24 protein-coding genes and 2 tRNA genes are annotated in these 24,504 nt (G+C 65.2%); 20 read left to right on the forward strand and 6 right to left on the reverse strand.

All coding sequences use genetic code 11. The features are described from left to right. The coding region (locus LGN10_RS10145) for an FAD-binding protein (RefSeq protein ID WP_226223384.1) at window positions 1-226 on the reverse strand (226 nt) is incomplete at its 3' end. Window positions 227-333: 107 nt separating this feature from the next. On the opposite strand from LGN10_RS10145, the gene LGN10_RS10150 reads away from it, so the two are divergent. Together LGN10_RS10150 and LGN10_RS10155 are read left to right on the forward strand one after the other, a co-directional pair. Further along, entirely contained in the window at window positions 334-1,116 is a 783-nt protein-coding gene (locus LGN10_RS10150) for an SDR family oxidoreductase (protein WP_011545236.1), read from the forward strand. A gap of 32 nt (window positions 1,117-1,148) precedes the next feature. Further along, window positions 1,149-1,589: an acyl-CoA thioesterase gene (locus LGN10_RS10155; protein ID WP_059575825.1), complete on the forward strand. Its 441-nt coding sequence runs from the start codon at window positions 1,149-1,151 to the stop codon at window positions 1,587-1,589. Window positions 1,590-1,711: 122 nt separating this feature from the next. Here the strand turns inward: LGN10_RS10155 and LGN10_RS10160 are convergent, their stop codons facing one another. After that, the gene (locus LGN10_RS10160) at window positions 1,712-2,257 is read right to left on the reverse strand and encodes a LuxR C-terminal-related transcriptional regulator (protein WP_226223172.1); all 546 of its coding nucleotides are present in this window, start codon (window positions 2,255-2,257) and stop codon (window positions 1,712-1,714) included. 220 nt (window positions 2,258-2,477) lie between these two features. Between LGN10_RS10160 and LGN10_RS10165 the strand changes: the two genes are divergently transcribed. Together LGN10_RS10165 and LGN10_RS10170 are read left to right on the forward strand one after the other, a co-directional pair. Beyond that, a complete protein-coding gene (locus LGN10_RS10165) occupies window positions 2,478-3,182 on the forward strand; it encodes a CoA transferase subunit A (protein WP_059638825.1) in 705 nt (234 codons plus the stop codon). 1 nt (window position 3,183) lies between these two features. Then, window positions 3,184-3,825, forward strand: a complete 642-nt coding sequence (locus LGN10_RS10170) for a CoA transferase subunit B (protein WP_059575820.1) — start codon at window positions 3,184-3,186, stop codon at window positions 3,823-3,825. A gap of 75 nt (window positions 3,826-3,900) precedes the next feature. Here LGN10_RS10170 and LGN10_RS10175 read toward each other — a convergent pair whose 3' ends face one another. The 3 genes from LGN10_RS10175 to LGN10_RS10185 are packed head-to-tail and all read right to left on the reverse strand — an operon-like array spanning window position 3,901 to window position 6,238. Beyond that, on the reverse strand, window positions 3,901-4,614 hold the full coding sequence (locus LGN10_RS10175) for an SDR family oxidoreductase (protein ID WP_226223174.1): 714 nt from the start codon (window positions 4,612-4,614) through the stop codon (window positions 3,901-3,903). Window positions 4,615-4,652: 38 nt separating this feature from the next. Next, complete coding sequence (locus LGN10_RS10180; protein WP_226223176.1) at window positions 4,653-5,669, reverse strand: polysaccharide deacetylase family protein; 1,017 nt, start codon at window positions 5,667-5,669, stop codon at window positions 4,653-4,655. Between the two features lie 11 nt (window positions 5,670-5,680). Further along, on the reverse strand, window positions 5,681-6,238 hold the full coding sequence (locus LGN10_RS10185) for an ester cyclase (RefSeq protein WP_099316342.1): 558 nt from the start codon (window positions 6,236-6,238) through the stop codon (window positions 5,681-5,683). Between the two features lie 135 nt (window positions 6,239-6,373). Here LGN10_RS10185 and LGN10_RS10190 point away from each other — a divergent pair, with 135 nt between their 5' ends. The 13 genes from LGN10_RS10190 (at window position 6,374) to LGN10_RS10250 (ending at window position 19,320) form a co-directional block, all read left to right on the forward strand. Continuing rightward, window positions 6,374-7,282: a LysR family transcriptional regulator gene (locus LGN10_RS10190; RefSeq protein WP_059575810.1), complete on the forward strand. Its 909-nt coding sequence runs from the start codon at window positions 6,374-6,376 to the stop codon at window positions 7,280-7,282. Window positions 7,283-7,405: 123 nt separating this feature from the next. Beyond that, window positions 7,406-8,302, forward strand: coding sequence for an alpha/beta fold hydrolase (locus LGN10_RS10195; protein WP_059575808.1), 897 nt, complete (start codon window positions 7,406-7,408; stop codon window positions 8,300-8,302). Between the two features lie 79 nt (window positions 8,303-8,381). Then, complete coding sequence (locus tag LGN10_RS10200; protein WP_006486103.1) at window positions 8,382-8,735, forward strand: RidA family protein; 354 nt, start codon at window positions 8,382-8,384, stop codon at window positions 8,733-8,735. 39 nt (window positions 8,736-8,774) lie between these two features. After that, entirely contained in the window at window positions 8,775-11,009 is a 2,235-nt protein-coding gene (locus tag LGN10_RS10205) for a RelA/SpoT family protein (RefSeq protein WP_226223178.1), read from the forward strand. Between the two features lie 84 nt (window positions 11,010-11,093). Continuing rightward, window positions 11,094-11,170: transfer RNA gene (locus LGN10_RS10210), tRNA-Val, on the forward strand. Between the two features lie 271 nt (window positions 11,171-11,441). After that, the gene (gene thrS / locus LGN10_RS10215; RefSeq protein WP_006486105.1) at window positions 11,442-13,349 is read left to right on the forward strand and encodes a threonine--tRNA ligase; all 1,908 of its coding nucleotides are present in this window, start codon (window positions 11,442-11,444) and stop codon (window positions 13,347-13,349) included. Window positions 13,350-13,398: 49 nt separating this feature from the next. Continuing rightward, window positions 13,399-13,923 carry a translation initiation factor IF-3 gene (gene infC / locus LGN10_RS10220; RefSeq protein ID WP_081066449.1) on the forward strand — a complete coding sequence of 175 codons (525 nt, stop codon included), beginning with the start codon at window positions 13,399-13,401 and terminating at the stop codon, window positions 13,921-13,923. A 190-nt stretch (window positions 13,924-14,113) separates the two neighbouring features. Beyond that, the gene (gene rpmI / locus LGN10_RS10225; protein WP_004191477.1) at window positions 14,114-14,311 is read left to right on the forward strand and encodes a 50S ribosomal protein L35; all 198 of its coding nucleotides are present in this window, start codon (window positions 14,114-14,116) and stop codon (window positions 14,309-14,311) included. Window positions 14,312-14,341: 30 nt separating this feature from the next. After that, on the forward strand, window positions 14,342-14,701 hold the full coding sequence (gene rplT, locus LGN10_RS10230) for a 50S ribosomal protein L20 (RefSeq protein ID WP_004192938.1): 360 nt from the start codon (window positions 14,342-14,344) through the stop codon (window positions 14,699-14,701). Window positions 14,702-14,849: 148 nt separating this feature from the next. Further along, window positions 14,850-15,863, forward strand: coding sequence for a phenylalanine--tRNA ligase subunit alpha (gene pheS, locus LGN10_RS10235; protein WP_226223180.1), 1,014 nt, complete (start codon window positions 14,850-14,852; stop codon window positions 15,861-15,863). A 98-nt stretch (window positions 15,864-15,961) separates the two neighbouring features. Continuing rightward, the gene (gene pheT / locus LGN10_RS10240; protein WP_226223182.1) at window positions 15,962-18,391 is read left to right on the forward strand and encodes a phenylalanine--tRNA ligase subunit beta; all 2,430 of its coding nucleotides are present in this window, start codon (window positions 15,962-15,964) and stop codon (window positions 18,389-18,391) included. Window positions 18,392-18,463: 72 nt separating this feature from the next. Continuing rightward, complete coding sequence (locus LGN10_RS10245; RefSeq protein ID WP_006486093.1) at window positions 18,464-18,850, forward strand: integration host factor subunit alpha; 387 nt, start codon at window positions 18,464-18,466, stop codon at window positions 18,848-18,850. Window positions 18,851-18,906: 56 nt separating this feature from the next. Further along, window positions 18,907-19,320 carry a MerR family transcriptional regulator gene (locus LGN10_RS10250; protein WP_060318240.1) on the forward strand — a complete coding sequence of 138 codons (414 nt, stop codon included), beginning with the start codon at window positions 18,907-18,909 and terminating at the stop codon, window positions 19,318-19,320. A gap of 85 nt (window positions 19,321-19,405) precedes the next feature. Here LGN10_RS10250 and LGN10_RS10255 read toward each other — a convergent pair whose 3' ends face one another. Continuing rightward, window positions 19,406-21,616: a hypothetical protein gene (locus tag LGN10_RS10255; RefSeq protein ID WP_226223184.1), complete on the reverse strand. Its 2,211-nt coding sequence runs from the start codon at window positions 21,614-21,616 to the stop codon at window positions 19,406-19,408. A gap of 450 nt (window positions 21,617-22,066) precedes the next feature. Here LGN10_RS10255 and LGN10_RS10260 point away from each other — a divergent pair, with 450 nt between their 5' ends. The 3 genes from LGN10_RS10260 (at window position 22,067) to bamC (ending at window position 24,335) form a co-directional block, all read left to right on the forward strand. Next, entirely contained in the window at window positions 22,067-22,780 is a 714-nt protein-coding gene (locus LGN10_RS10260) for a class I SAM-dependent methyltransferase (RefSeq protein WP_099316346.1), read from the forward strand. A 129-nt stretch (window positions 22,781-22,909) separates the two neighbouring features. Further along, window positions 22,910-22,986 (forward strand) — tRNA-Pro (locus LGN10_RS10265). Window positions 22,987-23,126: 140 nt separating this feature from the next. Then, entirely contained in the window at window positions 23,127-24,335 is a 1,209-nt protein-coding gene (gene bamC / locus LGN10_RS10270; protein WP_059575791.1) for an outer membrane protein assembly factor BamC, read from the forward strand. Window positions 24,336-24,504 lie beyond the last annotated feature (169 nt).

The raw sequence follows: 24,504 nt of genomic DNA on the forward strand, positions 1-24,504 counted from the left end.
GCACGCACACGCCGATCTCGGCGCCTTTCTCGGCGGCCAGCTGCTTGAGCCGGATCGCCGCCGACAGCCCGGCGGGGCCGCCGCCGACGATCACGACGTCGTATTCCATCGATTCGCGCGGGCCGTATTGCTCGATGAGGCTTGCGGGGGTCATTGGCGTTCCTCTAACCGTTAGAATGCTTTTATTCGGGAGCGTATTGTCTGCGAAACGAAACGCTTGCCGCAACAACATGCAGGTAGATTAGCACGATCGTTCTATTTTTGTGCTAGGGTAATGCCGCTCGGGCTGTGCCAGCCCGGGCTGGCGCAACGACATCGAAAGGGGATGTGCAAATGGGTCGATCGATCAATCTGGAAGGCAAGGTTGCGCTGGTCACGGGCGCGTCGAGCGGCCTCGGGCAGCGTTTTGCGCAGGTGCTGTCGCAGGCCGGCGCGAAGGTCGTGCTCGCGAGCCGCCGCGTCGAGCGCCTGAAGGAACTGCGTGCGGAGATCGAGGCCGCGGGCGGCGCCGCGCACGTCGTGTCGCTCGACGTGACCGACGTCCAGAGCATCAAGGCGGCCGTCGCGCATGCGGAGACGGAAGCCGGCACGATCGACATCCTCGTGAACAATTCGGGCGTGTCGACGATGCAGAAGCTCGTCGACGTCACCCCGGCGGATTTCGAATTCGTGTTCGATACGAACACGCGCGGCGCGTTTTTCGTCGCGCAGGAAGTCGCGAAGCGGATGATCATGCGCGCGAACGGCGGCGGCAACGGCAAGCCGCCGTGCCGGATCATCAACATCGCGTCGGTGGCCGGGCTGCGCGTGTTTCCGCAGATCGGGCTGTACGCGATGAGCAAGGCGGCGGTCGTGCAGATGACGCGCGCGATGGCGCTGGAGTGGGGCCGCCACGGCATCAACGTGAACGCGATCTGTCCCGGCTATATCGATACCGAAATCAATCATTACCTGTGGGAAACCGAGCAGGGCCAGAAGCTGCAGTCGATGCTGCCGCGCCGGCGCGTCGGCAAGCCGCAGGATCTCGACGGGCTGTTGTTGCTGCTCGCGGCCGACGAGTCGCAGTTCATCAATGGCTCGATCATCTCCGCGGACGACGGCTTCGGCCTCGCGTGAGCGGATGACATTTCGCAACAAAGAAGACTGCAATGAGCGCCACAAGCGATTACTCCCCCGTTTTTGAGATGTCGATGCCGATCCGCTGGGGCGACATGGACGCGTTCGGCCATGTGAACAACACGGTCTATTTCCGCTACATGGAGCAGGCGCGGATCTCGTGGTTCGAGCAGCTCGGCATTGCGGGCGGCAACGGCGAGGGGCAGGGGCCCGTCATCGTCACCGCGTCGATGGAGTTCCTGAAGCAACTGCACTATCCGGGTGACGTGATCGCGAAGATGTCGGCTGCAAAGCCCGGCCGAAGCAGTTTCGACACCGGCTTCGAGCTCACGCGCGCGGACGATCCGCAGCATGTCTATGCACGCGGCAACGCGCGCTGCGTGTGGGTCGACTACGCGCTCGGCAAGTCGGTGCCGCTGCCGCCACTGCTGCGCGACACGATCGAGCGCGCGCTCGCGACGAAAGTCGGCTGAGCGCGGATACCGGCAGGCCGGCGCAAGGCCGCCGGTGGCACGCCGTGCCCGATATTTCCCCGGATCGGCCGCCGCGCGCGGCCGATCGTCATTCGCGCGTCGCGATGCTATGCAATGCGCGTTTACTGCCCGAGCAGGCGCTGCAGCAGTTCCGGCGTGTTGTTCGTCCAGTATTTGCGCATCAGCCGCGCGCGATAGATGTCGACCGTGCGTGAGCTGATGTCGAGCACGCGCCCGATCTGCTTGCTGGTCTTGCCGGTCGCGAGCTGGGCGGCGATCTCGCGCTCGCGCGGGGTCAGCTCGACCGCGACGCGGCGCGTCGCGCTCAAATCCTCGAAGGTCCAGACGCCCGCCGAGAGCGGCGCGGTGCGGTCGAGCGCGCGGCCCGTCACGTGGCACCAGAACAGCTCGCCGTCCGCGCGTTTCATGATTCTGTCATCCGAGTAGACGCCGTTCGCGACCATCACGCGGGCGATGCGTTCGCCGATGCGCTGGAATTCGTCCGTCGACGGGTAGAGCACCGCGTACGATTTCCCGATCAGGTCGGCCCGTGCGCAGCGGAAGATCGACGCGAGCGCGTCGTTGCAATCCTCGATCACCCGGTCGCGCGACAGCACGAGGCCGAGCGGCGCGAGGTGGAAGGCGGTCTGGTAATCGAGCTCGGGCATGGCGCAGGCAAGCGGAGGCAAATGCTTATGTATTTTTGCGTATTGTGCCGCATCGGCGTCACATCGTACCCTTTCAGGCATCTCGCGGCGGTGTGTCGCGACATAAAAACAGCGCGCTTCGACGCAGGCATCGCCGCGCATGCATAGAATGGTGCGGCGGGCTTGCGCCACGTGGCGCGTGAACCGGTTTTGCTGGTTTCCATAGAGGAAGGGACAACAGATGAACAAAGTCTATCCAAGCGCGGCTGCCGCGCTGGAGGGGATCGTCCGCGACGGACAGACCTTCGCGGTGGGCGGCTTCGGCCTGTGCGGCATTCCCGAGGCGCTGATCGCGGCGTTGCGCGATTCGGCCGTCAAGGGCATCACCTGCATCAGCAACAACGCGGGCGTCGACGGTTTCGGCCTCGGCCTGCTGCTGGAAACGCGCCAGATCAAGAAGATGATCTCGTCGTACGTCGGCGAGAACAAGGAGTTCGAGCGCCAGTATCTGGCCGGCGAGCTCGAGCTCGAATTCACGCCGCAGGGCACGCTCGCCGAAAAGCTGCGCGCGGGCGGCGCGGGCATTCCCGCGTTCTTCACGAATACCGGCTACGGCACCGTGATCGCGGAAGGCAAGGAAACGCGCCAGTTCGGCGATCGCCACTACGTGCTCGAGCCGTCGCTGACGGCCGACGTCGCGCTCGTCAAGGCGTGGAAGGCCGACAAGTCCGGCAACCTGATCTACCGCCGCACCGCGCGCAACTTCAACCCGATGTGCGCGATGGCCGGCAAGATCACCGTGGCCGAGGTCGAGGAGATCGTCGAGAACGGCGCGCTCGATCCGGACCACATCCATACGCCTGGCATCTTCGTGCAGCGCATCGTGCTGAACGCGACGCCTGAAAAACGCATCGAACAACGCGTCGTACGCGCGAAAGGAGACTGACATGGCCTGGAATCGTGACCAGATGGCCGCGCGCGCGGCGAAGGAACTGCAGGATGGCTTCTACGTGAACCTCGGCATCGGCCTGCCGACGCTCGTCGCGAACCACGTGCCGGAAGGCGTCGAGGTGTGGCTGCAGTCGGAGAATGGCCTGCTCGGCATCGGCCCGTCGCCGACCGAGGACGAAGTCGACGCCGATCTCATCAACGCCGGCAAGCAGACCGTCACGACGCTGCCGGGTTCGTCGATCTTCTCGTCGGCCGATTCGTTCGCGATGATCCGCGGCGGCCACATCAACCTCGCGATCCTCGGCGCGATGCAGGTCAGCAAGCAGGGCGACCTCGCGAACTGGATGATCCCCGGCAAGATGATCAAGGGGATGGGCGGCGCGATGGACCTCGTCGCGGGCGTGAAGCGCGTCGTCGTGCTGATGGAGCATGTCGCGAAGGGCGATCAGCACAAGATCCTCGACGAATGCAACCTGCCGCTCACGGGCGTCGGCGTGGTCGACCTGATCATCACCGATCTCGGCGTGATCGAGGTGACGCCGGCCGGGCTGAAGGTGCTCGAGCTCGCCGACGGCGTGAGCGTCGACGAGATCCAGGCGAAGACGGGCGCACCGCTCGACGTCAGTGCCGTGGCCTGACATTACCTCGTTGCGTCATCCTCGACGCCCCGCGTTCCCGACGGAACGCGGGGCGTTTTGTCATGACCGCATGTGTCACGCAATCGCGCCGCCGCCGTCGATCAGCACCGTCGAGCCAGTCGCATAAGGCGTTGTCGCCAGGTACACGATCGCATTCGCGACATCCTCCGGCTGACCGACCCTGCGTGCCGGCAGCCGCTGCGCGGCGCCCGCATACATCGCGTCGCGTGCGTCGGGAGCGAGCTTGTCCCACAGCGGCGTCGCGATCAGGCCCGGCGACACGGTATTCACACGCACCGGCGCGAGCTCCAACGCCAGCCCGCGGGCGAGCGCCTCGAGCGCCGCGTTGATCGCGCCTTGCAGGACCGACGACGCGCTCGGCCGCACGCTGAGGTAGCCCGACACGAACGTCAGCGAACCGCCGGGCGCGATATCGATCGCGCGGGCGATGCGGTAGGCGCCCCAGAACTTGCTGTCCATCGCCGCCTGCGCGTCGTCAAGCGGCAGCGCGCGGACCGGGCCCGTGGCCGTCTTCGCGGCAGAAATCACGACGTGGTCGAACTGGCCGGCGCGGGCGCAGAATGCATCGACGTTCGCCGTATCGATGATGTCGAGCGTTTCGGTTCGCACGTGCTCGCCCGGTATGGCGTCGATATCGAACCTGCCCGGATCGCGCGACGCGATCGTCACGCGCGCGCCGCGTTGCGCGAATGCCGTCGCGGTGGCGGCGCCGATGCCGGAGCTTCCTCCGACGACGAGTACTTTCTTTCCGTGGAGCGGATCATTCATGAAGGTCTTTCCTGGGTGATGAGTTGAACGGCATCCGGTCAGATCGTTTCGGTTTCGCGCAGCGTCGACGGGCTATGCAGCGCGAAGCGCGCAATGTCGTCCTTGCGCATGAAAGCGACACCCGGGTGTGATCGCGCGTAGTGCAGGAAATCGTCCCACGCACGGACCATCTGCGGCGTGCCGCTGATCCGGTCGTGCGCACTGATCGACATCAGCCGCCGCCTGTGGCCGGCTTCCGCGTACAACTGGTCGAAATCGAGCTTGATCTGCTCGACGAACATCGTCGGCGAGTAGTTGCGGCCTTCGATCAGCAGGATGTCGTTGTTGCGCAGCGTGTACGGAACCACCGCGAAATCGCGACCATCGACGGTCTCGATGAACGGTTCGTCGCGACTGACGTCGTCGATGTGATACACGTAGCCGAGTTCCTGCAGCAGCGACAACGTATGCGGCCCGCGCCGCAGCCAGTTGCAGTTGTAGCCGGTCGGGCGCTGGCCGGTCACCGCTTCGACCATGTCGCGCGCTTCGGTCAGGAAGCGGCGCTCGTCGTCGCGGTTCATCGCGAATTGCGCGCGCCACGTCGGGCCGTGTGCGGCGGCTTCGTGGCCGCGCGACACGATCTCGCGCGCCAGTTCGGGGTGCCGGCGCGCGGCTTCCCCGATCATGTGCGACGTCACTTTCACGCCGTGTCGATCCCACAGGTCGAGCAGGCGCGGAATGCCTTCCCGGTAGCCATACGCGAACCAGGTGGCCGACGCGAGATCGATCGGCACCGACGGCGGAAACGCGACGGCCGGAAACGGGCTGTCCGCGCCGGTCGACGGTTGTCCGCCCGCCTCGAACTGCATCGAGATCGAGATCACGAGCCGCGCGCCGTCGGGCCAGAACGGCGTAGCGCCCGGCGCCGCGGGCGCCGGCGTCGGCGTCGGCGCGGCGGTGGCAGGCAGGGGCGTGCCTGCGGCCAGCACGACGCCGGCGGCGAGCCCGGCGCCGGCCTGGGCCAGGAACGTGCGGCGCGGCAGGGGTGTCGCGGGCGTGTCGTTATCGTGAGTCATCGTCCCCTCCGTCAGCCGACGAGCCCGAGCTGACGCATCAGCGTCAGGTTGTCCTCGATGTGCCAGTTTTCCGCGATCCGGCCGTGATCGATCCGGTAGATATCGGTCGCGATGAAGTCGATTGCCTGTCCGCGCCCGGCCGTTCCGTTGAATGCGCCGGTGAAATGCCCGCGGAAATGCAGGTGCACGACGACCCGGTCGCCAGCCACGATCATCTGTTCGATGTCGCAGCGCAGGTCCGGGATCGCGCCGCGCATCGTGCCGGAGGCCGCGATCGGCCCCGCTATGCCTTGTTCGCGGCCGGGCGGCAGGGTTTGGTCGGTGAAGTCGTCTGCGAGCGCCGCGCGGGCGAGGGCGGGGTCGCCGGTATTCCAGAAGCTGCCGTAGCGGCGCGCGGCCAGGATTTGCGCGCGAGCCTGCGCGGCCGGCAAGCCTGCCGCGACGGTCAGGCTGTGCGGCGAGACGAGATCGGCGGCCTGGGACGCGGCGGGCCAGAGTGCCACGACGCAAGCGGCTGCCGCGAATGCGTGCGCGACGGGGCGGGCGGCCGAACGAAGGCGGATCGACATGATTTCGAGGGTCCTGTGAAGAGCGTCATGCGACGACGCGGAACAGGTATGGTAGGTTTCCGTTCTACATGCAAATACGGGCAAAAGGCGAATGGATTCTTCGAAAAAAGGAAAGATTGAAGCGAGGCTGGCACCATGACGCTCATCGACGATTTCCCGGCGCTCGATACCTTCGCGCGGATCGTGTCGGCCGGCAGCCTGTCGGCGGCGGCGCGCGAGCTCGACCTGTCGTTGTCCGTCGTCAGCAAGCGGCTCGCGCATCTCGAGTCGCGGCTCGGCGTGCGCCTGCTGCACCGGACGACGCGGCAGCAAACGCTCACCGACGACGGCGCGCAGTTTCACGCGCAGGTGCTGCGCATCCTGGCCGAGGTCGAGCATGCCGAAACGCTGATGCGCGATCGTCGCGGCACGGTCAGCGGCGTGCTGCGCGTGACGGCGCCCGGCGAGCTCGGCCGCCTGCGCATCGCGCCGCTCGTGGCGGCCTTTCAGCAGCGACATCCGCAATTGACCGTGCAGCTGGTGCTGACCGATGCAGTCGTCGATCTGCTCGCAGCCGACATCGACGTCGCCGTGCGAATCGGCAATCTTGCCGATTCGACGATGATCGCGCGCGAGCTGGCGCCGAATCATCGCGTGCTGTGCGCGTCACCGGGCTATCTCGCGGCGCACGGGCGGCCGGCTCATCCGGCCGAGCTCCGCGCGCACCGATGCATCGTGATGGGCGACCAGCCGCGTGCCGAATGGCGGTTCGACGGCGCGCAAGGCGGCGTGGCGGTCGAGGTGACGGCCGCGCTGCTGACGAACGACGGCGGCGCGGCGCGCACGCTGGCGCTCGAAGGCGCGGGCATTGCGTTGAAGTCGATCTGGGACGTCGGCGCCGATCTCGATGCCGGCCGGCTCGTGCGCGTGCTGCCGGCCTTCGAGGCGCCCGCGGCGCCGTTGCATGCCGTCTATCCCGGCGGCCGCCATGTGCCGTTGCGCGTGCGGACGTTCGTCGATTTCCTGCGCGAGCAGTTGCGCCACGCGTGGCGCCGCGACGCTTGAACCCGTCCCGGGCGGTGCGCCGGGCGCGTGGCGCCTCGTGATTCCGAAGCGGTTTACAATCGTTTGCATCGGGCGCCGCAAGCGTTGCCCTGCGCGTCGCCCCCGTTCGACAGGATGCCAACGATGCCAACGACCCCAGCGAATCCTGCGGTTCCCCGCCAGCGGCGCGTGCAGTGCGCGAGCGCGGCCGGCCTTCACCATGTCGCCTATACCGAGTGGGGCGATCCCGCGAATCCGCGCGTGCTCGTCTGCGTGCACGGCCTGACGCGGTCCGGGCGCGATTTCGACCGGCTTGCCGCTGCGCTGTCGGATACGTATCGCGTCGTCTGCCCCGACGTCGCCGGGCGTGGCCGGTCCGATCGGCTGGCCGATCCGCGGCTCTATGCGATTCCGCAGTACGTGGCCGACATGGTGACGCTGATTGCACGGCTGGACGTCGAATCGGTCGACTGGTTCGGCACGTCGATGGGCGGGCTGATCGGCATGGCGCTCGCCGGGCTGCCGGGTTCGCCGTTGCGCCGGATGATCGTCAACGACGTCGGCCCGCGCATCGAGCCCGATTCGCTGACGCGCATCGGCGAGTACCTCGGCGTGCAGCCGCGCTTTGCGACCGAGCAGGAGGGAATCGACTATCTGACGTCGCTGTCGCTGCCGTTCGGTGCGCTGAGCGCCGACGAGTGGCGCGAGATCAACGGGCCGCTGCTGCACGAATTGCCCGAAGGCGGCTGGACGATGCGCTACGACCCGCGCATCGCCGAGCCGTTCAAGGCGACGACGCCCGAGCTGGCCGCGCTCGGCGAGGCCGCGCTGTGGCGCGCGATCGAGACGACGGACGCGACGCTGCTCGTCGTGCGCGGCGAGACGTCCGACCTGCTGTCGCGCGAGACGGCGGATGAAATGGTGCGTCGCGGCCGGCATGTGACGCAGGTCGAGATTCCGGGCGCGGGCCACGCGCCGGCGTTCGTCAGCGCCGACCAGATTGCGCTCGCGCGGCGGTTTTTCGTCGAAGGCGACGCATAAACGCGTCATAATATGCGGTTCGGCGGCACGTGGGCCGTGCCGCCGCCCGATTCCTTACCCATCACGACCGGAACATTTCATGGCAGTCATTCGTCACCACGTCGGGGCCCGTCTCTCCGAAACCGCGATCCACAACGGTACCGTGTATCTGGCCGGCCAGATCGCCGAAGACACCACGCAGGACATCCGCGGCCAGACGCGCGAAGTGCTCGGCCACATCGATCGCCTGCTCGCCGAAGCGAACAGCGACAAGGCGCATCTGCTGTCGGTGCAGATCTACATCTCGGATCTCGCGAACTTCGAAGGCATGAATGCGGAGTGGGACGCATGGGTCGCACCGGGCAACACGCCGCCGCGCGCGACCGTCGAGGCGAAGCTCGCCGATCCGGCGCTGCTCGTCGAGATCGTGGTCGTCGCCGCGCAGCGGAGCTGAGCGTTATCCGACGATGACCGTATTCCGGCAGGCCGTGCCATGACCGAATCCGTTTCCGCTTCTCCCGTCGCGGCGCCGTCGTTCGACGACGTGCTCGCGTTCGTGCGCGAGCGGGCCGGCGACGCGCGCCTGTCGTCGGGCGAGCTGCTCGCCGATCACTCGGCGGGCACGGCGGCGATCATGCGCACGCTGAACGTCGATCCGCACGCGATGCAGGCCGCCGCGCTGTTCGTGCTGACGCCGCACCTGAGCGACCCCGAGCGCGAGCTGACCGAGCGTTTCGGCGACGAGGTCGCGCGGCTCGTGGCCGACGTGCGCAAGCTGTTGCGGCTCGGTACCGTCAGCCTGCGCGCCGCGCAGAACGCGAAGCCCGACGCCGGGCGGGACGCGGCGGAGGAGCGGCGCACGCAGATCGAGGCGCTGCGCAAGATGCTGCTCGCCTTCGCGCAGGACATCCGCGTGGTGCTGATCCGGCTCGCGTCGCGGTTGCAGTCGCTGCGCTACTACGCGGCCGCGAAGCTCGATCCGCCGCCCGACGTCGCGCGCGAGACGCTCGAGATCTATGCGCCGCTCGCGAACCGTCTCGGTATCTGGCAACTGAAGTGGGAACTCGAGGATCTCGCGTTCCGCTTCGAGGATCCCGTCACCTACAAGCGGATCGCGAAGCTGCTCGACGAAAAGCGCATCGAGCGCGAGGCGTACGTCACGCAGGCGATCGCGCGGCTGCAGCACGAGCTCGCGCAGGCGCACATCCAGGCCGACGTGAGCGGCCGGCCGAAGCATATCTATAGCATCTGGCGCAAGATGCGCGGCAAGGAGCTCGATTTCTCCGAGCTGTACGACGTGCGCGCGTTTCGCGTGATCGTGCCCGACATCAAGGATTGCTACGCGGTGCTCGGCATCGTGCATCACCTGTGGCAGCCGGTGCCGAAGGAATTCGACGACTACATCTCGCGGCCGAAGCCGAACGGCTACAAGTCGCTGCATACGGTCGTGATCGGCGACGACGGCCGCGCGTTCGAAGTGCAGATCCGCACGCAGGAGATGCATCGTTTCGCGGAGTATGGCGTCGCCGCGCACTGGCGCTACAAGGAGGCCGGCGCGCGCGGCTATGGCGGCCAGTTCTCGGCGAGCGACAAGTACGACGAGAAGATCGCGTGGCTGCGCCAGTTGCTCGCATGGAAGGACGACGTCGAGGACGGCGCCGAAGTGTCGGGCGATCAGGCGTGGGCGCAATTGCGCGAGACGTCGCTCGACGACGACCACATCTACGTGCTGACGCCGCAGGCGCGCGTGATCGCGCTGCCGCAGGGCGCGACGCCGGTCGATTTCGCGTACCACCTGCACAGCGAGCTCGGCCATCGCTGCCGTGGCGCCCGCGTCGACGGGGCGATGGTGCCGCTGAACACGCCGCTCGCCAACGGCCAGACGGTCGAGATCGTCGCGGTGAAGGAAGGCGGGCCGTCGCGCGACTGGCTGAACCTGCAGCTCGGTTACCTGAAGAGCTCGCGCGCGCGACAGAAGGTGCGTGCGTGGTTCAACTCGATCGAGCAGGAAGAAAACGTCGCGCACGGCCGCGCGCTCGTCGAAAAGACGCTGCAGCGCGAGGGCAAGACGTCGGTCAACCTGGACAACCTCGCCGCGAAGCTCGGCTTCAAGTCGCCCGAGGAACTGTTCTCGGTCGTCGGCAAGGAAGAGTTCAGCCTGCGCAACGTCGAGCACGCGCTGTCCGATGCACCGCCGCCGGAACCGGCGCCTGAGGCGCCGGCCGATTTCGAGAAGCGCAGCAGCGGTGCGAGCGTCGCGCACGGCGCGTCGACCGGCGTGCTGGTGGTGGGCGTCGACGCGCTGCTGACGCAACTGGCGCGCTGCTGCCGTCCGGCGCCGCCCGATCCGATCAGTGGTTTCGTCACGCGCGGCAAGGGAATGTCGATCCACCGCAGCGACTGCCCGACGTTTCGCCGGATGGTCGAGCGCGCGCCGGAGCGCGTGCTGCAGACGACCTGGTCGGCCGACGTGCTGGGCGGGCGCGGCGCGTCCGTCTATCCGGTCGATCTGATGATCGAGGCGGGCGACCGGCAAGGGTTGCTGCGCGATATCTCCGAAGTGTTCGCGCGCGAAAAGATCAACGTCGTGGGCGTGAAGACCCAGAGCCGCCGCAATGCGGCGTTCATGCAGTTCACGGTCGAGGTATCGAATTCGGCGCAGGTGCAGCGCGCGTGCACGCTGCTCGGCGAGGTGCAGGGCGTCGTGCGGGCGGGGCGGAAATCGTGATGGGGTTGGAACGGCGCCATTTTGCTGCGGCCGCATAAAACACTTGCCAAGCCGGCCGCCGCCCCATATAATCTTAGCTTCTCTAGGCTCGTAGCTCAGCTGGTTAGAGCACCACCTTGACATGGTGGGGGTCGTTGGTTCGAGTCCAATCGAGCCTACCAACGAATTGAGAATGCCCGGCCTCCGGGTGTTCGAAGCAGTACACAACTCAACGCGAACAAGGCGAATACGGTTATGACACCGCGAACGTTGACCGAAACCACTTCGGAGCGACGCTAGTCGAGGAACGTTTTCGCCCTTTCAGTTTGAGTGAAGTATCGAATGCGGCCCCTCGAAAGCGGGGCCGCATTTTTTTTGTCGCGAAATTTTCATGCGTGAGTTCGATCTCGCGTACCTGGTCTGCCGCCCACTGTCGGCATCACGGAGAGTGCTATGGTTTCGATACGCTTGCCTGACGGCTCAGTTCGACAATACGAGCATCCGGTGACAGTCGCCGAGGTTGCGGCCTCGATCGGTCCCGGTCTTGCGAAGGCTGCGCTTGGTGGCAAGCTCGATGGCGAGCTCGTGGATACGTCGACGGTGATCGACCGCGACGCGTCGCTCGCGATCGTCACCGACAAGGATGCCGACGGCCTCGACATCATCCGCCATTCGACCGCCCACTTGCTCGCGTATGCGGTGAAGGAACTGTATCCGGACGCGCAAGTGACGATCGGCCCGGTGATCGACAACGGTTTCTATTACGACTTCTCGTACAACCGCCCGTTTACGCCGGAAGATCTGGAAAAGATCGAAAAGCGCATGCAGGAACTCGCGAAGAAGGACGAGCCGGTCACGCGCCGTGTCGTGTCGCGCGACGAGGCGGCCGGTTACTTCCGCAGCATTGGCGAGAAGTACAAGGCCGAGATCATCGAATCGATTCCGCAAAGCGACGAAATCAAGCTGTACTCGCACGGCGGCTTCACCGATCTGTGTCGCGGCCCGCACGTGCCGTCCACCGGCAAGCTGAAGGTCTTCAAGCTGATGAAGGTCGCCGGCGCGTACTGGCGCGGCGATTCGAAGAACGAGCAGCTGCAGCGGATCTACGGCACGGCCTGGACGAAGAAGGAAGACCAGGACCAGTACCTGCACATGCTCGAGGAAGCGGAAAAGCGCGACCACCGCAAGCTGGGCAAGCAGCTCGACCTGTTCCACATGCAGGAAGAGTCGCCGGGCATGGTGTTCTGGCATCCGAAGGGCTGGGCGCTGTGGCAGCAGGTCGAGCAGTACATGCGCCGCCGCGTCAACGAAGCCGGCTATCTCGAGATCAAGACGCCGATGATCATGGACCGCTCGCTGTGGGAAGCGTCGGGCCACTGGCAGAACTATCGCGAGAACATGTTCACGACGGAGTCGGAGAAGCGCGACTACGCGATCAAGCCGATGAACTGCCCGGGCCACGTCCAGGTGTTCAAGCACGGCCTGCGTTCGTACCGCGATCTCCCGCTGCGCTACGCGGAATTCGGCTCGTGCCACCGCAACGAGGCGTCGGGTGCGCTGCACGGCCTGATGCGCGTGCGCGGCTTCGTGCAGGACGATGCGCACATCTTCTGCACGGAAGACCAGTTCATCTCGGAATCGATCGCGTTCAACACGCTGGCCATGAGCGTGTACAAGGATTTCGGTTTCGATCACATCGACATCAAGCTGTCGCTGCGCCCCGATCAGCGTGCGGGTACGGACGAGACGTGGGATCGCGCCGAGCAGGGTCTGCGCGATGCACTGACCGCCTGTGGCCTCACGTGGGAAGAGTTGCCGGGCGAGGGTGCGTTCTACGGCCCGAAGATCGAGTACCACATCAAGGATGCGCTCGGCCGTTCGTGGCAGTGCGGCACGCTGCAGCTCGACATGGTGCTGCCGGAGCGCCTGGGCGCCGAGTACGTGGCGGAAGACAACAGCCGCCGCCGGCCGGTGATGCTGCACCGTGCGATCGTCGGTTCGATGGAGCGTTTCCTTGGCATTTTGATCGAGCACCATGCTGGTGCAATGCCGGTTTGGCTCGCGCCGTACCAGGCAATTGTGCTCAATATCGCCGAAAGTCAGGCCGAATATGCGCAGTCTCTGGCCCAATCGTTGCAAAAACAAGGGGTTAGAGTGGCGGCCGATTTGCGCAACGAGAAGATTAGCTATAAAATACGCGAGCACACGCTGGAAAAGGTGCCTTATCTCCTCGTCGTGGGCGATAAGGAGCGTGATGCGCAAACGGTAGCCGTGCGTGCCCGTGGCGGCGTCGACCTTGGCGTTATGCCGGTCGAAGCCTTCGTTGAGCGTCTGCAGGAAGACCTGCGCTCGTTCAAGTAACCGCCCTGGCAGCGCGGCTCGTTTTTTTAATTTTTAGAGGAAACGTAACATCGCTACTGATAAGTCGTCGCACCGCATCAACGGTGAAATCACTGCGCCGGAAGTGCGCCTGGTCGGGATCGAGAATGAACCGCTCGGTATCGTAAAACTCGCTGACGCTTTCCGTAAATCGGAAGAACTGGATGTTGACCTGGTGGAAATCGCGCCGCAAGCGGTGCCGCCGGTTTGCCGTCTGATGGATTACGGCAAGTTCAAGTACCAGGAATCGAAGAAGCAGCACGAAGCGAAGCTGAAGCAGAAGGTCATCCAGGTCAAGGAAGTCAAGTTCCGTCCGGGTACCGATGACGGGGATTACAACGTCAAGCTCCGCAATCTCGTGCGCTTCCTCGAAGAGGGCGACAAGACGAAGATCACGTTGCGTTTCCGCGGCCGCGAAATGGCTCACCAGGAAATCGGTATGCGGATGCTCGAGCGTCTGCGCACGGATCTCGACGAAGTCGGCCAGGTCGAGCAGATGCCGAAGATGGAAGGGCGCCAGATGATCATGGTGCTCTCGCCGAAGAAAAAGAAGTAACGGGCCCGCGCGCATCGCGCGCAGGTTCGACAGTGGTTCGGCGCGTTGCCCGGTCAGGGCGGCGCGCCAGCAACGACGGCGGCTGCGCAAGCGGTTCGCCGTACACAAGTGGACTGGGTTTCGAAGGGCGGGTCAAGGGCGCAAGCCAACCGCACACCCATCGCCATCTAATAAACTGGAGTTGTTCGTCATGCCTAAGATGAAGACCAAGAAGAGCGCTGCAAAGCGCTTCGTGGTGCGTCCGGGCGGTACCGTCAAGCGCGGTCAAGCCTTCAAGCGCCACATCCTGACCAAGAAAACCACGAAGAACAAGCGCCATCTGCGCGGCGCAACGGCAGTTCATGATTCCGATCTGAACTCCGTCCGCGCGATGCTCCCGTTCGCGTAACCCCTCAACTGATACTCCAAGGAGAGAAACATGCCTCGAGTCAAACGTGGGGTAACCGCACGGGCCCGCCACAAGAAGATCATCAACCTGGCCAAGGGTTATCGCGGCCGTCGCAATAACGTCTACCGCATCGCCAAGCAGGCGGTGATGCGCGCTGGTCAGTACGCGTACCGCGATCGCCGCAACAAGAAGCGTGTGTTCCGCGCACTGTGGATCACGCGTATCAACGCGGCAGTTCGCCAGCACGACATGACCTACAGCGTGTTCATCAACGGCCTGAAGAAGGCGTCGATCGAACTCGACCGTAAGGTGCTGGCCGACATGGCGGTGTTCGACAAGGCTGCTTTTGCTGCGATCGTCAAGCAGGTGAAAGCCGCCGTTGCAGCCTAATTGCGAAATTAGCACTGCGTGGTTAGTTGCAGCGAGGTTCCGGTAGTCTCGGCCGCTGCAGCGAAAACGGGGCTCTTCCGAGCCCCTTTTTTGTTTGGTGGGTAGATTTTCTCGCCAAGACCGAATGACGTTGGAAATGATGGGATCTATGGATCTGGACCAGATTGTCGCCGACGCGCAGCAGTCCTTCGAACAGGCTGCCGACATCACCACGCTCGAAAACGAGAAAGCTCGATTTCTCGGTAAATCGGGTGCGCTGACCGAGTTGCTCAAGGGCCTCGGCAAGCTCGATCCCGAAACACGCAAGACCGAAGGCGCACGCATCAACGTCGCGAAGCAGCAGGTTGAAGCCGCGCTCACCGCCCGTCGCCAGGCACTGGCCGACGCGCTGCTGAATCAGCGCCTCACCGCCGAAGCGATCGACGTGACGCTGCCGGGCCGCGGCGCCGGCACAGGCAGCCTGCACCCGGTGATGCGCACGTGGGAGCGGGTCGAACGGATTTTCGGCTCGATCGGTTTCGACGTGGCCGACGGCCCCGAAATCGAGACCGACTGGTACAACTTCACGTCGCTGAACAGCCCGGAGAACCATCCGGCGCGTTCGATGCAGGACACCTTCTACGTCGAAGGCAAGGATGCCGACGGCCGCCAGCTGCTGCTGCGCACGCACACGAGCCCGATGCAGGTGCGTTATGCGCGCATGAACCATCCGCCGATCAAGGTGATCGCACCGGGCCGCACGTATCGCGTCGACAGCGATGCGACCCACTCGCCGATGTTCAATCAGGTCGAGGGGCTGTGGATCGACGAAAACATCAGCTTCGCCGATCTCAAGGGCGTCTATACCGACTTCCTGAAAAAATTCTTCGAGCGCGACGACATCCTCGTGCGCTTCCGTCCGTCGTATTTCCCGTTCACGGAACCGTCGGCCGAGATCGACATGATGTTCGAGCAAGGCAAGAACGCCGGCAAGTGGCTCGAAATTTCCGGGTCGGGCCAGGTGCATCCGACCGTGATCCGCAACATGGGCCTCGACCCCGAGCGCTACATCGGTTTCGCGTTCGGCAGCGGCCTCGAGCGCCTGACGATGCTGCGCTACGGCGTGCAGGATCTGCGGCTGTTCTTCGAGAACGATCTGCGTTTCCTGCGCCAGTTCGCGTAACGCTGCTCGCCGCGCCGACATGTGCCCGTGCATGCCCCCGCCGGACGTTCCCGACGGGGCCCGGGCGCCGATCTAACCTGTTTCGAACGTAGACATCCATGCAATTCCCTGAATCCTGGTTGAGAACCTTTGTCGACCCGCAGCTGACGACCGACGAGCTGTCGCACGCGCTGACGATGGCGGGGCTCGAAGTCGAATCGCTGAGCAAGGCGGCGCCGCCGACGTCGAAGATCGTCGTCGGCCGCGTGCTCGAAGTCGTCAAGCATCCGGATGCGGACAAGCTCAATGTCTGCCAGGTCGACGCCGGCACCGGCGCGACGCTGAACATCGTCTGCGGCGCGCCGAACGTGGCGCCCGGCATCAAGGTGCCGGTCGCGCTGGTGGGCGCGGAACTGCCGCCGGCGGAAGAGGGCGGCAAGCCGTTCGCGATCAAGCTGTCGAAGCTGCGCGGCGTGGAGAGCCAGGGGATGCTGTGCTCGGCGCGCGAGCTGAAGCTGTCGGAAGACCACAGCGGGCTGCTGATCCTGCCGGAAGACACGCCGATCGGCCAGGACATCCGCGAAACCCTCAATCTCGACGACACGATCTTCGAAATCAAGCTGACGCCGAACAAGGCCGACTGCCTGTCGGTGTTCGGCATCGCTCGCGAGACGGCCGCGATCACCGGCGCGCCGCTGACGCCGGTCGACATCCGCCCGGTGAACGTCGAGCTCGACGAAACGCTGCCGGTGCGCATCGCCGCGCCGGATCTGTGCGGCCGTTTTTCGGGCCGCGTGATCCGCGGCGTGAACGCGCGCGCGAAGACGCCGCAGTGGATGGTCGAGCGCCTCGAGCGTTCGGGCCAGCGCAGCGTGTCCGCGCTCGTCGACATCTCGAACTACGTGATGTTCGAGCTCGGCCGCCCGTCGCACGTGTTCGATCTCGACAAGATCCACGGCGGCATCGAGGTTCGCTGGGGCAAGCGCGGCGAATCGCTGAAGCTGCTCAACGGCAACACGGTCGAACTCGACGAAACGGTCGGCGTGATTGCGGACGACCGTCAGGTCGAAAGCCTGGCCGGTATCATGGGCGGCGACAGCACGGCCGTCACGCTCGATACGACCAACATCTACCTGGAAGCCGCGTTCTGGTGGCCGGACAGCATCCGCGGCCGCGCGCGCAAGTACAACTTCTCGACCGATGCGGCCCATCGCTTCGAGCGCGGCGTCGATTACGCGACGACCGTCGAACACGTCGAGCGCATCACGCAACTGATCCTCGAGATCTGCGGCGGCAAGGCCGGCCCGGTCGACGATCAGGCGGTGAACCTGCCGCAGCGCGCGCCGGTGAAGATGCGCGTGTCGCGCGCGAACCGCATCATCGGCGTGAAGATCGGCGCCGACGAGATCGCGAACATCTTCACGCGCCTCGGCCTGCCGTTCGAGCGTGAAGACGACGCGTTCCTCGTCACGCCGCCGTCGCACCGCTTCGACATCGAGATCGAGGAAGACCTGATCGAGGAAGTGGCGCGCATCTACGGCTTCGAGAAGATCCCCGCGCGGCCGCCGGTCGCGACGAGCGAAATGCGCGCGACCCACGAGACGCGGCGTTCGATCCACGACATCCGTCACGCGCTGGCCGCGCGCGACTACGCGGAAACCGTCAACTTCAGCTTCGTCGATGCGGAGTGGGAGCGCGATTTCGCGGGCAACGACAACCCGATTCGTCTGCTGAATCCGATCGCGAGCCAGCTTTCGGTGATGCGCACGACGCTGTTCGGCAGCCTGATCGCCGTGCTGCGCCACAACCTGAACCGTCGCGCCGATCGCGTGCGCGTGTTCGAGTCGGGCCGCGTGTTCGTCGCCGATCCGTCGGTGAAGGCCGGCGAGCTGGCGGTCGAGGGTCATGCGCAGCCGAAGCGCGTCGGTGCGCTTGCGTACGGTCCGGCACTCGACGAGCAGTGGGGCGTGGCGACCCGCGCGGTCGATTTCTTCGACGTGAAGGGCGATCTCGAAGCGCTGCTCGCGCCGGCGGTGGCACGCTTCGTGAAGGCCGAGCATCCGGCCCTTCATCCGGGCCGCAGCGCCCGCATCGAGGTCGACGGCCGCGCGGTCGGCTGGATCGGCGAACTGCATCCGCGTCTGATGCAGAAGTACGAGCTGCCGCACGCGCCGGTGATGTTCGAGATCGACGCGGACGCGCTGATCGCACGTGCGCTGCCCGCGCCGACCGACGTGTCGAAATTCCCGCCGGTCCGTCGCGATATCGCCGTTGTCGTCGATCAGGCGGTCGAGGTTCAGGCACTTTTCGACGAAATGAAGAAGGCGCTTGCCGAAGAGGCCTGCCGATTCGTTCAGAAGGTTGTACTCTTCGACGAATTTCGTGCAAAATCAAATACTTCCGGTGGCCTTGCCGCGAACGAGAAGAGCCTTGCATTCCGCGTGACGCTGCAGGACGCGGCTGGCACGCTGCAGGACGAGGTCGTCGATCAGGCGATCCAGACGCTGGTCGAGCGGATGGCGCGTGCCGGTGCGCGTCTGCGCGGCTAGGGAGAGGGCCCGCCCGTTCGCGGGCGGCTTTTTTCCATCGTAAGTTTTGATTCAACGCGCTGTATGGCAGATATGAACGACATGACCTCGAGTGAATTCGAAGCCCTCCTGACGGCGCAACGCAGCGCGATGAACCGCGACGCTTCGGCGCCGGCGTCCACCGAGACGCCGACGCTGACGAAGGCGGAACTGGCGGAGCTGTTGTTCGACAGCGTCGGGCTGAACAAGCGTGAAGCGAAGGACATGGTCGAGGCGTTTTTCGAAGTGATCCGCGACGCGCTCGAAAACGGTGAAAGCGTCAAGCTGTCGGGGTTCGGCAATTTCCAGTTGCGCGACAAGCCGCAGCGTCCGGGCCGCAATCCGAAGACGGGCGAGGCGATTCCGATCGCGGCCCGCCGGGTGGTAACCTTCCACGCGAGCCAGAAACTGAAGGCGCTGGTCGAAAACGGCGCGGAGTAACACGCGCCGGCGCCCCTGCGCGGCCCCGCGCATCCCTTACCGACGGTTAACCGACGATGACCACCACGGTTGAGAAAGTCGTTTTGCCTCCGATTCCCGCGAAGCGCTACTTCACGATCGGCGAAGTCAGCGAGCTGTGCGGGGTCAAGCCACATGTGCTGCGTTACTGGGAACAGGAATTCACTCAGTTGCGGCCGGTGAAGCGGCGCGGCAACCGGCGGTATTACCAGCATCACGAGGTGCTGCTGATCCGGCGGATTCGCGAGTTGCTGTACGAGCAGGGCTTCACGATCAACGGCGCGCGCAACCGGCTCGATTCGCCGGGCAGCGAGCGGGCCGCGGCGGAGCCGGTCGACTCCGACGCGCAGGCAAACGATGCGCGTGGGGCGGGCAAGCCCGGCGAAAACGTCGACGTCATCGCGTTGCGGCAGGCGTTGCTCGACGTGATCGACGGACTGAAACACGACTGAGTGCGCGCCGCGCAGGATGCATTGGAAAGCCCGGTTGGCGATCTGCCACCGGGCTTTTTTCATGCGGGCCGTGCTTGCTTGCGGATCAGCGCGACGCAAGCGGATTCTTCTGTCCGATGTCGACGACCAGCGTGCCGTCCGGCAGCATCCGCACCGAGCCCTGCGCGACCTGGCTGCGATAGTCGTACAGGTCGAACCGCATCGGCCCGGCCTCGGCCGAATTCCGGATCAGCGCGCGCACGTTCAGTTCGAGGACGTTGAACATCTTCATGTCGCCGCCTTCCATCCACATGTAGCTCGGCGCGTCGATCTGCGGCCGCTTCGGCACGGGCGCGCCCGCCGCGCGCCGGAACGTGAGACGCAGTCCACCGCGCTCGACGGTGGCCTGGGCGAGCTTGCCGTTCAGCACGGGCGGCGGGAACACGGTGTACTGGTCGAGCACGAGCGTGTCGCCGCGCAGTTCCGCGCCGCGTCGCCGCAACGGCGTCAGCGATGCGAGCTCGATGCCGAGCGAGCGCAGCAGCGTGGCCTGCGGGATGCCGAGCACCGACACCTGCGACGGCGTGAAGGCGAGATGCCGGTCGTCGAGCACCGTCAGCGAGCCCTTCATGTCGGTCGGCAGCCAGACACCCGGTACGTGATTCCACAGCTTGATGCCGCCCTGGACGCGCAGGTCCTGGCCGTCCGCGCTCAGTTGGAGGTCGTTCAGCGAGCGCGGCGAATAGTCGAGCAGGTAGTCGTTGAACAGCGCCGACATCGCCTTCCACGACTCGACGACCGTGCCGCCGAGAATGCGGATGTCGTACTGGTTCGGGTCGTCGAGATCGACGGGTTCGCCCGGGCGCTTCGACACGAGTTCCACGTCGAGATCGTCGACATGAAAGCCGATGTCACCGGACAGGTTGAAATCGACGTTGCGCAGATGGATCGTCGGGTTGCGGTTCGACACGTACCGTTCGTTGAGCGGCGTCGACGACGTGCGTCGCATCGCGACCTTCTGCATGCCGGGCCGCATCGCGTCCGCCGCGAGCGCGGACGCTTCCCAGTGCTGGCGCACGTCGCGTAGCGCATTCTGCTGCGCGGCGAGAAAGCTGTCGTTCAGGCGCGCGGCCGCGTTGCCGAGCGCCGCGCCGCTGCCCGGGCCCGTATACGAAGGCATCCGGATCGTCATCGCGCCGCTTTCGTCGAAGTTGAAGTAGCCGGCCGATACCTGGTCGCGATAGTGATACAGGTCGAACACGAACGTCTGGTCGCGCTTCGACGGGTCGACCGGCCCGATCAGGATGTCCGCGTTCATCGGCATCGAGCGCATGAATTTCACGTCGCCGCCGCGGATGACCATCGCCTGCTGCGGCGCGTTCGCGGGCATCGCGAAGCCGGCATGCGTGCCGTCGTCGAGCTTCAGGTCGAGGCCGGCCGGCGTCACGCGCATGGCGGTGATCGTGAGTTTCAGGCGCGGCGGCGGCATCAGCTTGTCGACGGCCATCACGAGATCGTCGCCGGCGAGTTGCGCGATCGGCGTCTGCACCTTCAACAGGTCGGCCATTTTCACGTTGGCCGCGCGCATCACCGGCTGCGCGTCGAGGCCCGACACGCGTACGCCGGTCGGGTGGAACACGAGCTGGCTGCCGTCGCGGACCGCGAGCGTGCCGGTCAGCGAGAACGGTACCCAGCCGTCGCGCCGCATCTCGCCTTGCAGATGGATCACGCCGTCGCCGGCCGACACCGCGAGCTTGCGCAGCGGCGCGTTGCGATAGCCGAAGATGTAGGTGTTGAAGAGGGCGGTCAGCTTCGCGTTGTCGAGCGTGACCGTGCCTTCGTGCACGTCGATCTCGAAGCTCGTCGGATCGTCGAATACGATCGGCGCGCCGGCTTGCGTCGGCACGAGCGTGGCCGACAACTGATGGATGAAGAAGCCGAGATTGTTGACGACGCGGAAATCGACGTCGCGCAGGAACGTCATCGCGCCGTTCTGGCCCGAGTCGCGCAGCGTGAACGGGCGCGGCTGCGTGAGGCTGATCGACGCGAGCGACGGCACGGTGCGCGCGAGCTGCCGTTCGCGCGCGAGGCGCTCGGCCTTGGCGCGTTCGATCTTCGTGGATGCGATGGATGTGTTGCTGTCGCGCTGCGCGGCGGATTCCGCGCAGCCCGCGCAGAGCAGCGCGAGCGCCAGCGCGCCGCAGCCGAACAGGCGGGATGTCGTGTGCGACTGCGGGGCGGCCGTGCGTCGCCGGCCGGAAAACCAGTCGAAAATTGCCAAAGGCGAGCGATGGCCGCGCCGGACCGTATTCCGCATCGTCTGTCTCCATGTCTTGTCTTGATCGACGGCGGCGCGCCAGTGCCCGGCGCGAGCGTCGATGCCGTGCAGTGTGTCATAGCGCGCTAGAGCGGCGTCACCAAACAACGGGCGATCGCCCGCGGCGCGTCGAGCGACTGTCAGACAATGGAATCGGCGTGGAGGGGGCGCCGAATCAAACGCTCGTTTGGTTTGTTCCGGCGGTGGATCGGCATCTTTCGGGGCGAGCCCCGAAAACCTGCGGCCGGCCTTGGGCGGCGCGACTTTGACGGGATGAGCGCACCGTAGCGATTGGCCGTCAGGCGGTCACCGTCCTTTTCGATCGGGGGCGAATGTGCGTTGCCGGGGAGTCCGGGCATCGACGGATACGACAGACCACGACGGCGAGGTAAGATCCCGACGAGTGGCCGATTCGACATCACAACACGGCAGCCATCACGGGGAAGCGCCATGGACCTGAAGGAAGTCGACGTACTGGGTGCGGGGGTGGGCGATCACTGGTACTACGCGTCGAAGGCGAGCGCGATTCGCCGGTTTCTGGGCGCATCGGGCGCGAACCGGATACTCGACGTCGGTGCGGGTTCCGGCTTCTTCTCGAAGCATCTGCTCGAACGCACGCATGCGATAGAAGCATGGTGTGTCGATACGAGCTATGCCGACGACAGCGATGGCGAGGCGGCCGGCAAGCCGATCCACTTTCGGCGCGCCGTCGATCGATTCGATGCCGATCTCGTGTTGCTGATGGACGTGCTCGAACATGTTGACGACGATGTCGGGCTGCTGACGCAGTACGTGAAGGGCGCGCCCGCCGGCACCCGGTTCCTGATCACGGTTCCCGCGTTCCAGTTCCTGTGGAGCGGCCATGACGATTTCCTCGAGCACAAGCGCAGGTATACGCTCGGCGGCCTCGAGGACGTGGTTCGGCGTGCGGGGCTCGACGTCGAGCACGGCGCCTATTATTTCGGCCTCACGTTTCCGCTCGCGGCCGCATTGCGGCTCGGCGCGCGGGCACGTTCGCATCCGCGCGAGCCCGCGTCGCAATTGCGTCGTCATCATCCGTTCGTCAACGGCTTGCTCAAGACCCTCTGCCGCATCGAGTTGCCGATGTTCCGCTTCAATCGCGTTGCCGGCCTGACGGTCATCTGTGTCGCGCGCAAGCGGTGACGGCGACGGGGGCGGCGCCGTAGATTGCTCGCGTCGACGCCATCGCGCCAAAAAATTTCACGAGAACACGGACAAAATGCATGCGACCCGTTCTAAATCGGGAAACTGTCTGTTATAATTTTTTTCTTTCGGGGCGTAGCGCAGCCTGGTAGCGTACCTGCATGGGGTGCAGGTGGTCGGAGGTTCAAATCCTCTCGCCCCGACCAGACAAGAACCCGCGTCAGCTCAGGCTGACGCGGGTTTTTTCTTGGCCGCCGCTTTTTTGCACATCGCAGCGCGGCCCCGGTAAAATGCAAGGTTGATCCACGGAAAGCGCCGTGATTTAGCGGAAGAGGATTCCCCGAACATGACTGATCTTCGTCTTACCATGCGGTTCGCTGCAGTGCTCGCCACCGGCGCGCTCGTCGCCGGTTGCGGTACGTCGTCGCCCACGAAAGTGGACTACAAGAGCGATTCGAAATCGAAGGAAGCGTCGCTCGCAGTGCCGCCCAACATGCTCGACGAGACGGCCGATCAGCGTTCGCTGCCGCCCCAGGGCGGCGCGACTTCCCTGTCCGCGCTCCAGCAGGTCCAGCAGGCCGCGCCTGCGCTGGACACCGTCGCGCCGGCCGTGGCCGGCATGCATATCCAGCGCGACGGCACGGAAAGCTGGCTCGTGATCGACGGCAAGCAGCCGGCCGCGATCTGGCCGCAGGTTCGCCGTTTCTGGCAGGAGCAGGGCTTCCTGCTCGTGGTCGACCAGCGCGACAAGGGCGTGATGGAAACCGACTGGAACGAAACCCATCCGCAGATCAACGACGGCCTGATCCGCAGCGTGATCTCGAAGGCGATGGGCAATTCGTACGTGACGGCCGAGCGCAACAAGTACCGCACGCGTCTCGATTCGGCGCCGAACGGCGGCACCTATGTGTTCATCAGCCAGAAGGGCATGCGCGAGGCGATCACCGGCGCGAACAACGATTCGAGCAAATGGGAACCGAAGCCGAACGATCCGGCGCTCGAGACGGAATACCTGAAGCGGTTGATGGCCGTGCTCGCGCAGAACGAGCAGCGCGCGAAGAACGGCGAGGCTCCGATCGCGAACATCAAGGACAACGTGGTACCGAAGGACAAGAAGGCGGATACCGACGCGTCGTCGAAGGCTGCCGCGGCGATTGCGGCGCAGAACGTCTCGCGCACGTCGGCGCAAGGCAACGACGCGGCGGAAGCAGCCGTGCCGTCCGAAGTCACGCTCGGCGAGCCGTACGACCGATCGTGGCTGCACGTCGGTCTCGCGCTCGATCGCGCGAACTTCACGGTCGACGATCGCGATCGCTCGAAGGGCCTGTATTTCGTGCGCTATGTCGATCCGAAGGATTTGAGCTCGGCCGAGCAGGGCTTCTGGAGCCAACTGTTCCACGGCAAGAAGGAGAAGCAGGCGAAGCAGTATCGCGTCAACGTGAAGGCGCTCACGGCCGATCAGACGCGCGTCGCGGTCGTCGACGATTCGGGGGCGATCGACACGTCGTCGGCGGCTCGCCAGATCATGGGGTTGCTCGTGAATCAGCTTCGCTGATTCCGGCGTTTCCCGCACCCTTGAAAAGCCCGCCATTCGGCGGGCTTTTTTCATGGCCGCTCGCCGGCGCGGGCGCGCGTTCGGGTGGTTCGGCCCCGCCTCGTGACGTTACGTAACATCCGTCGCGTTACGACGACGGAACACGTGTCACATTGTCGCCGATATAAAA

The organism is Burkholderia sp. AU32262, from assembly GCF_020419985.1.
GTDB lineage: Bacteria > Pseudomonadota > Gammaproteobacteria > Burkholderiales > Burkholderiaceae > Burkholderia > Burkholderia semiarida.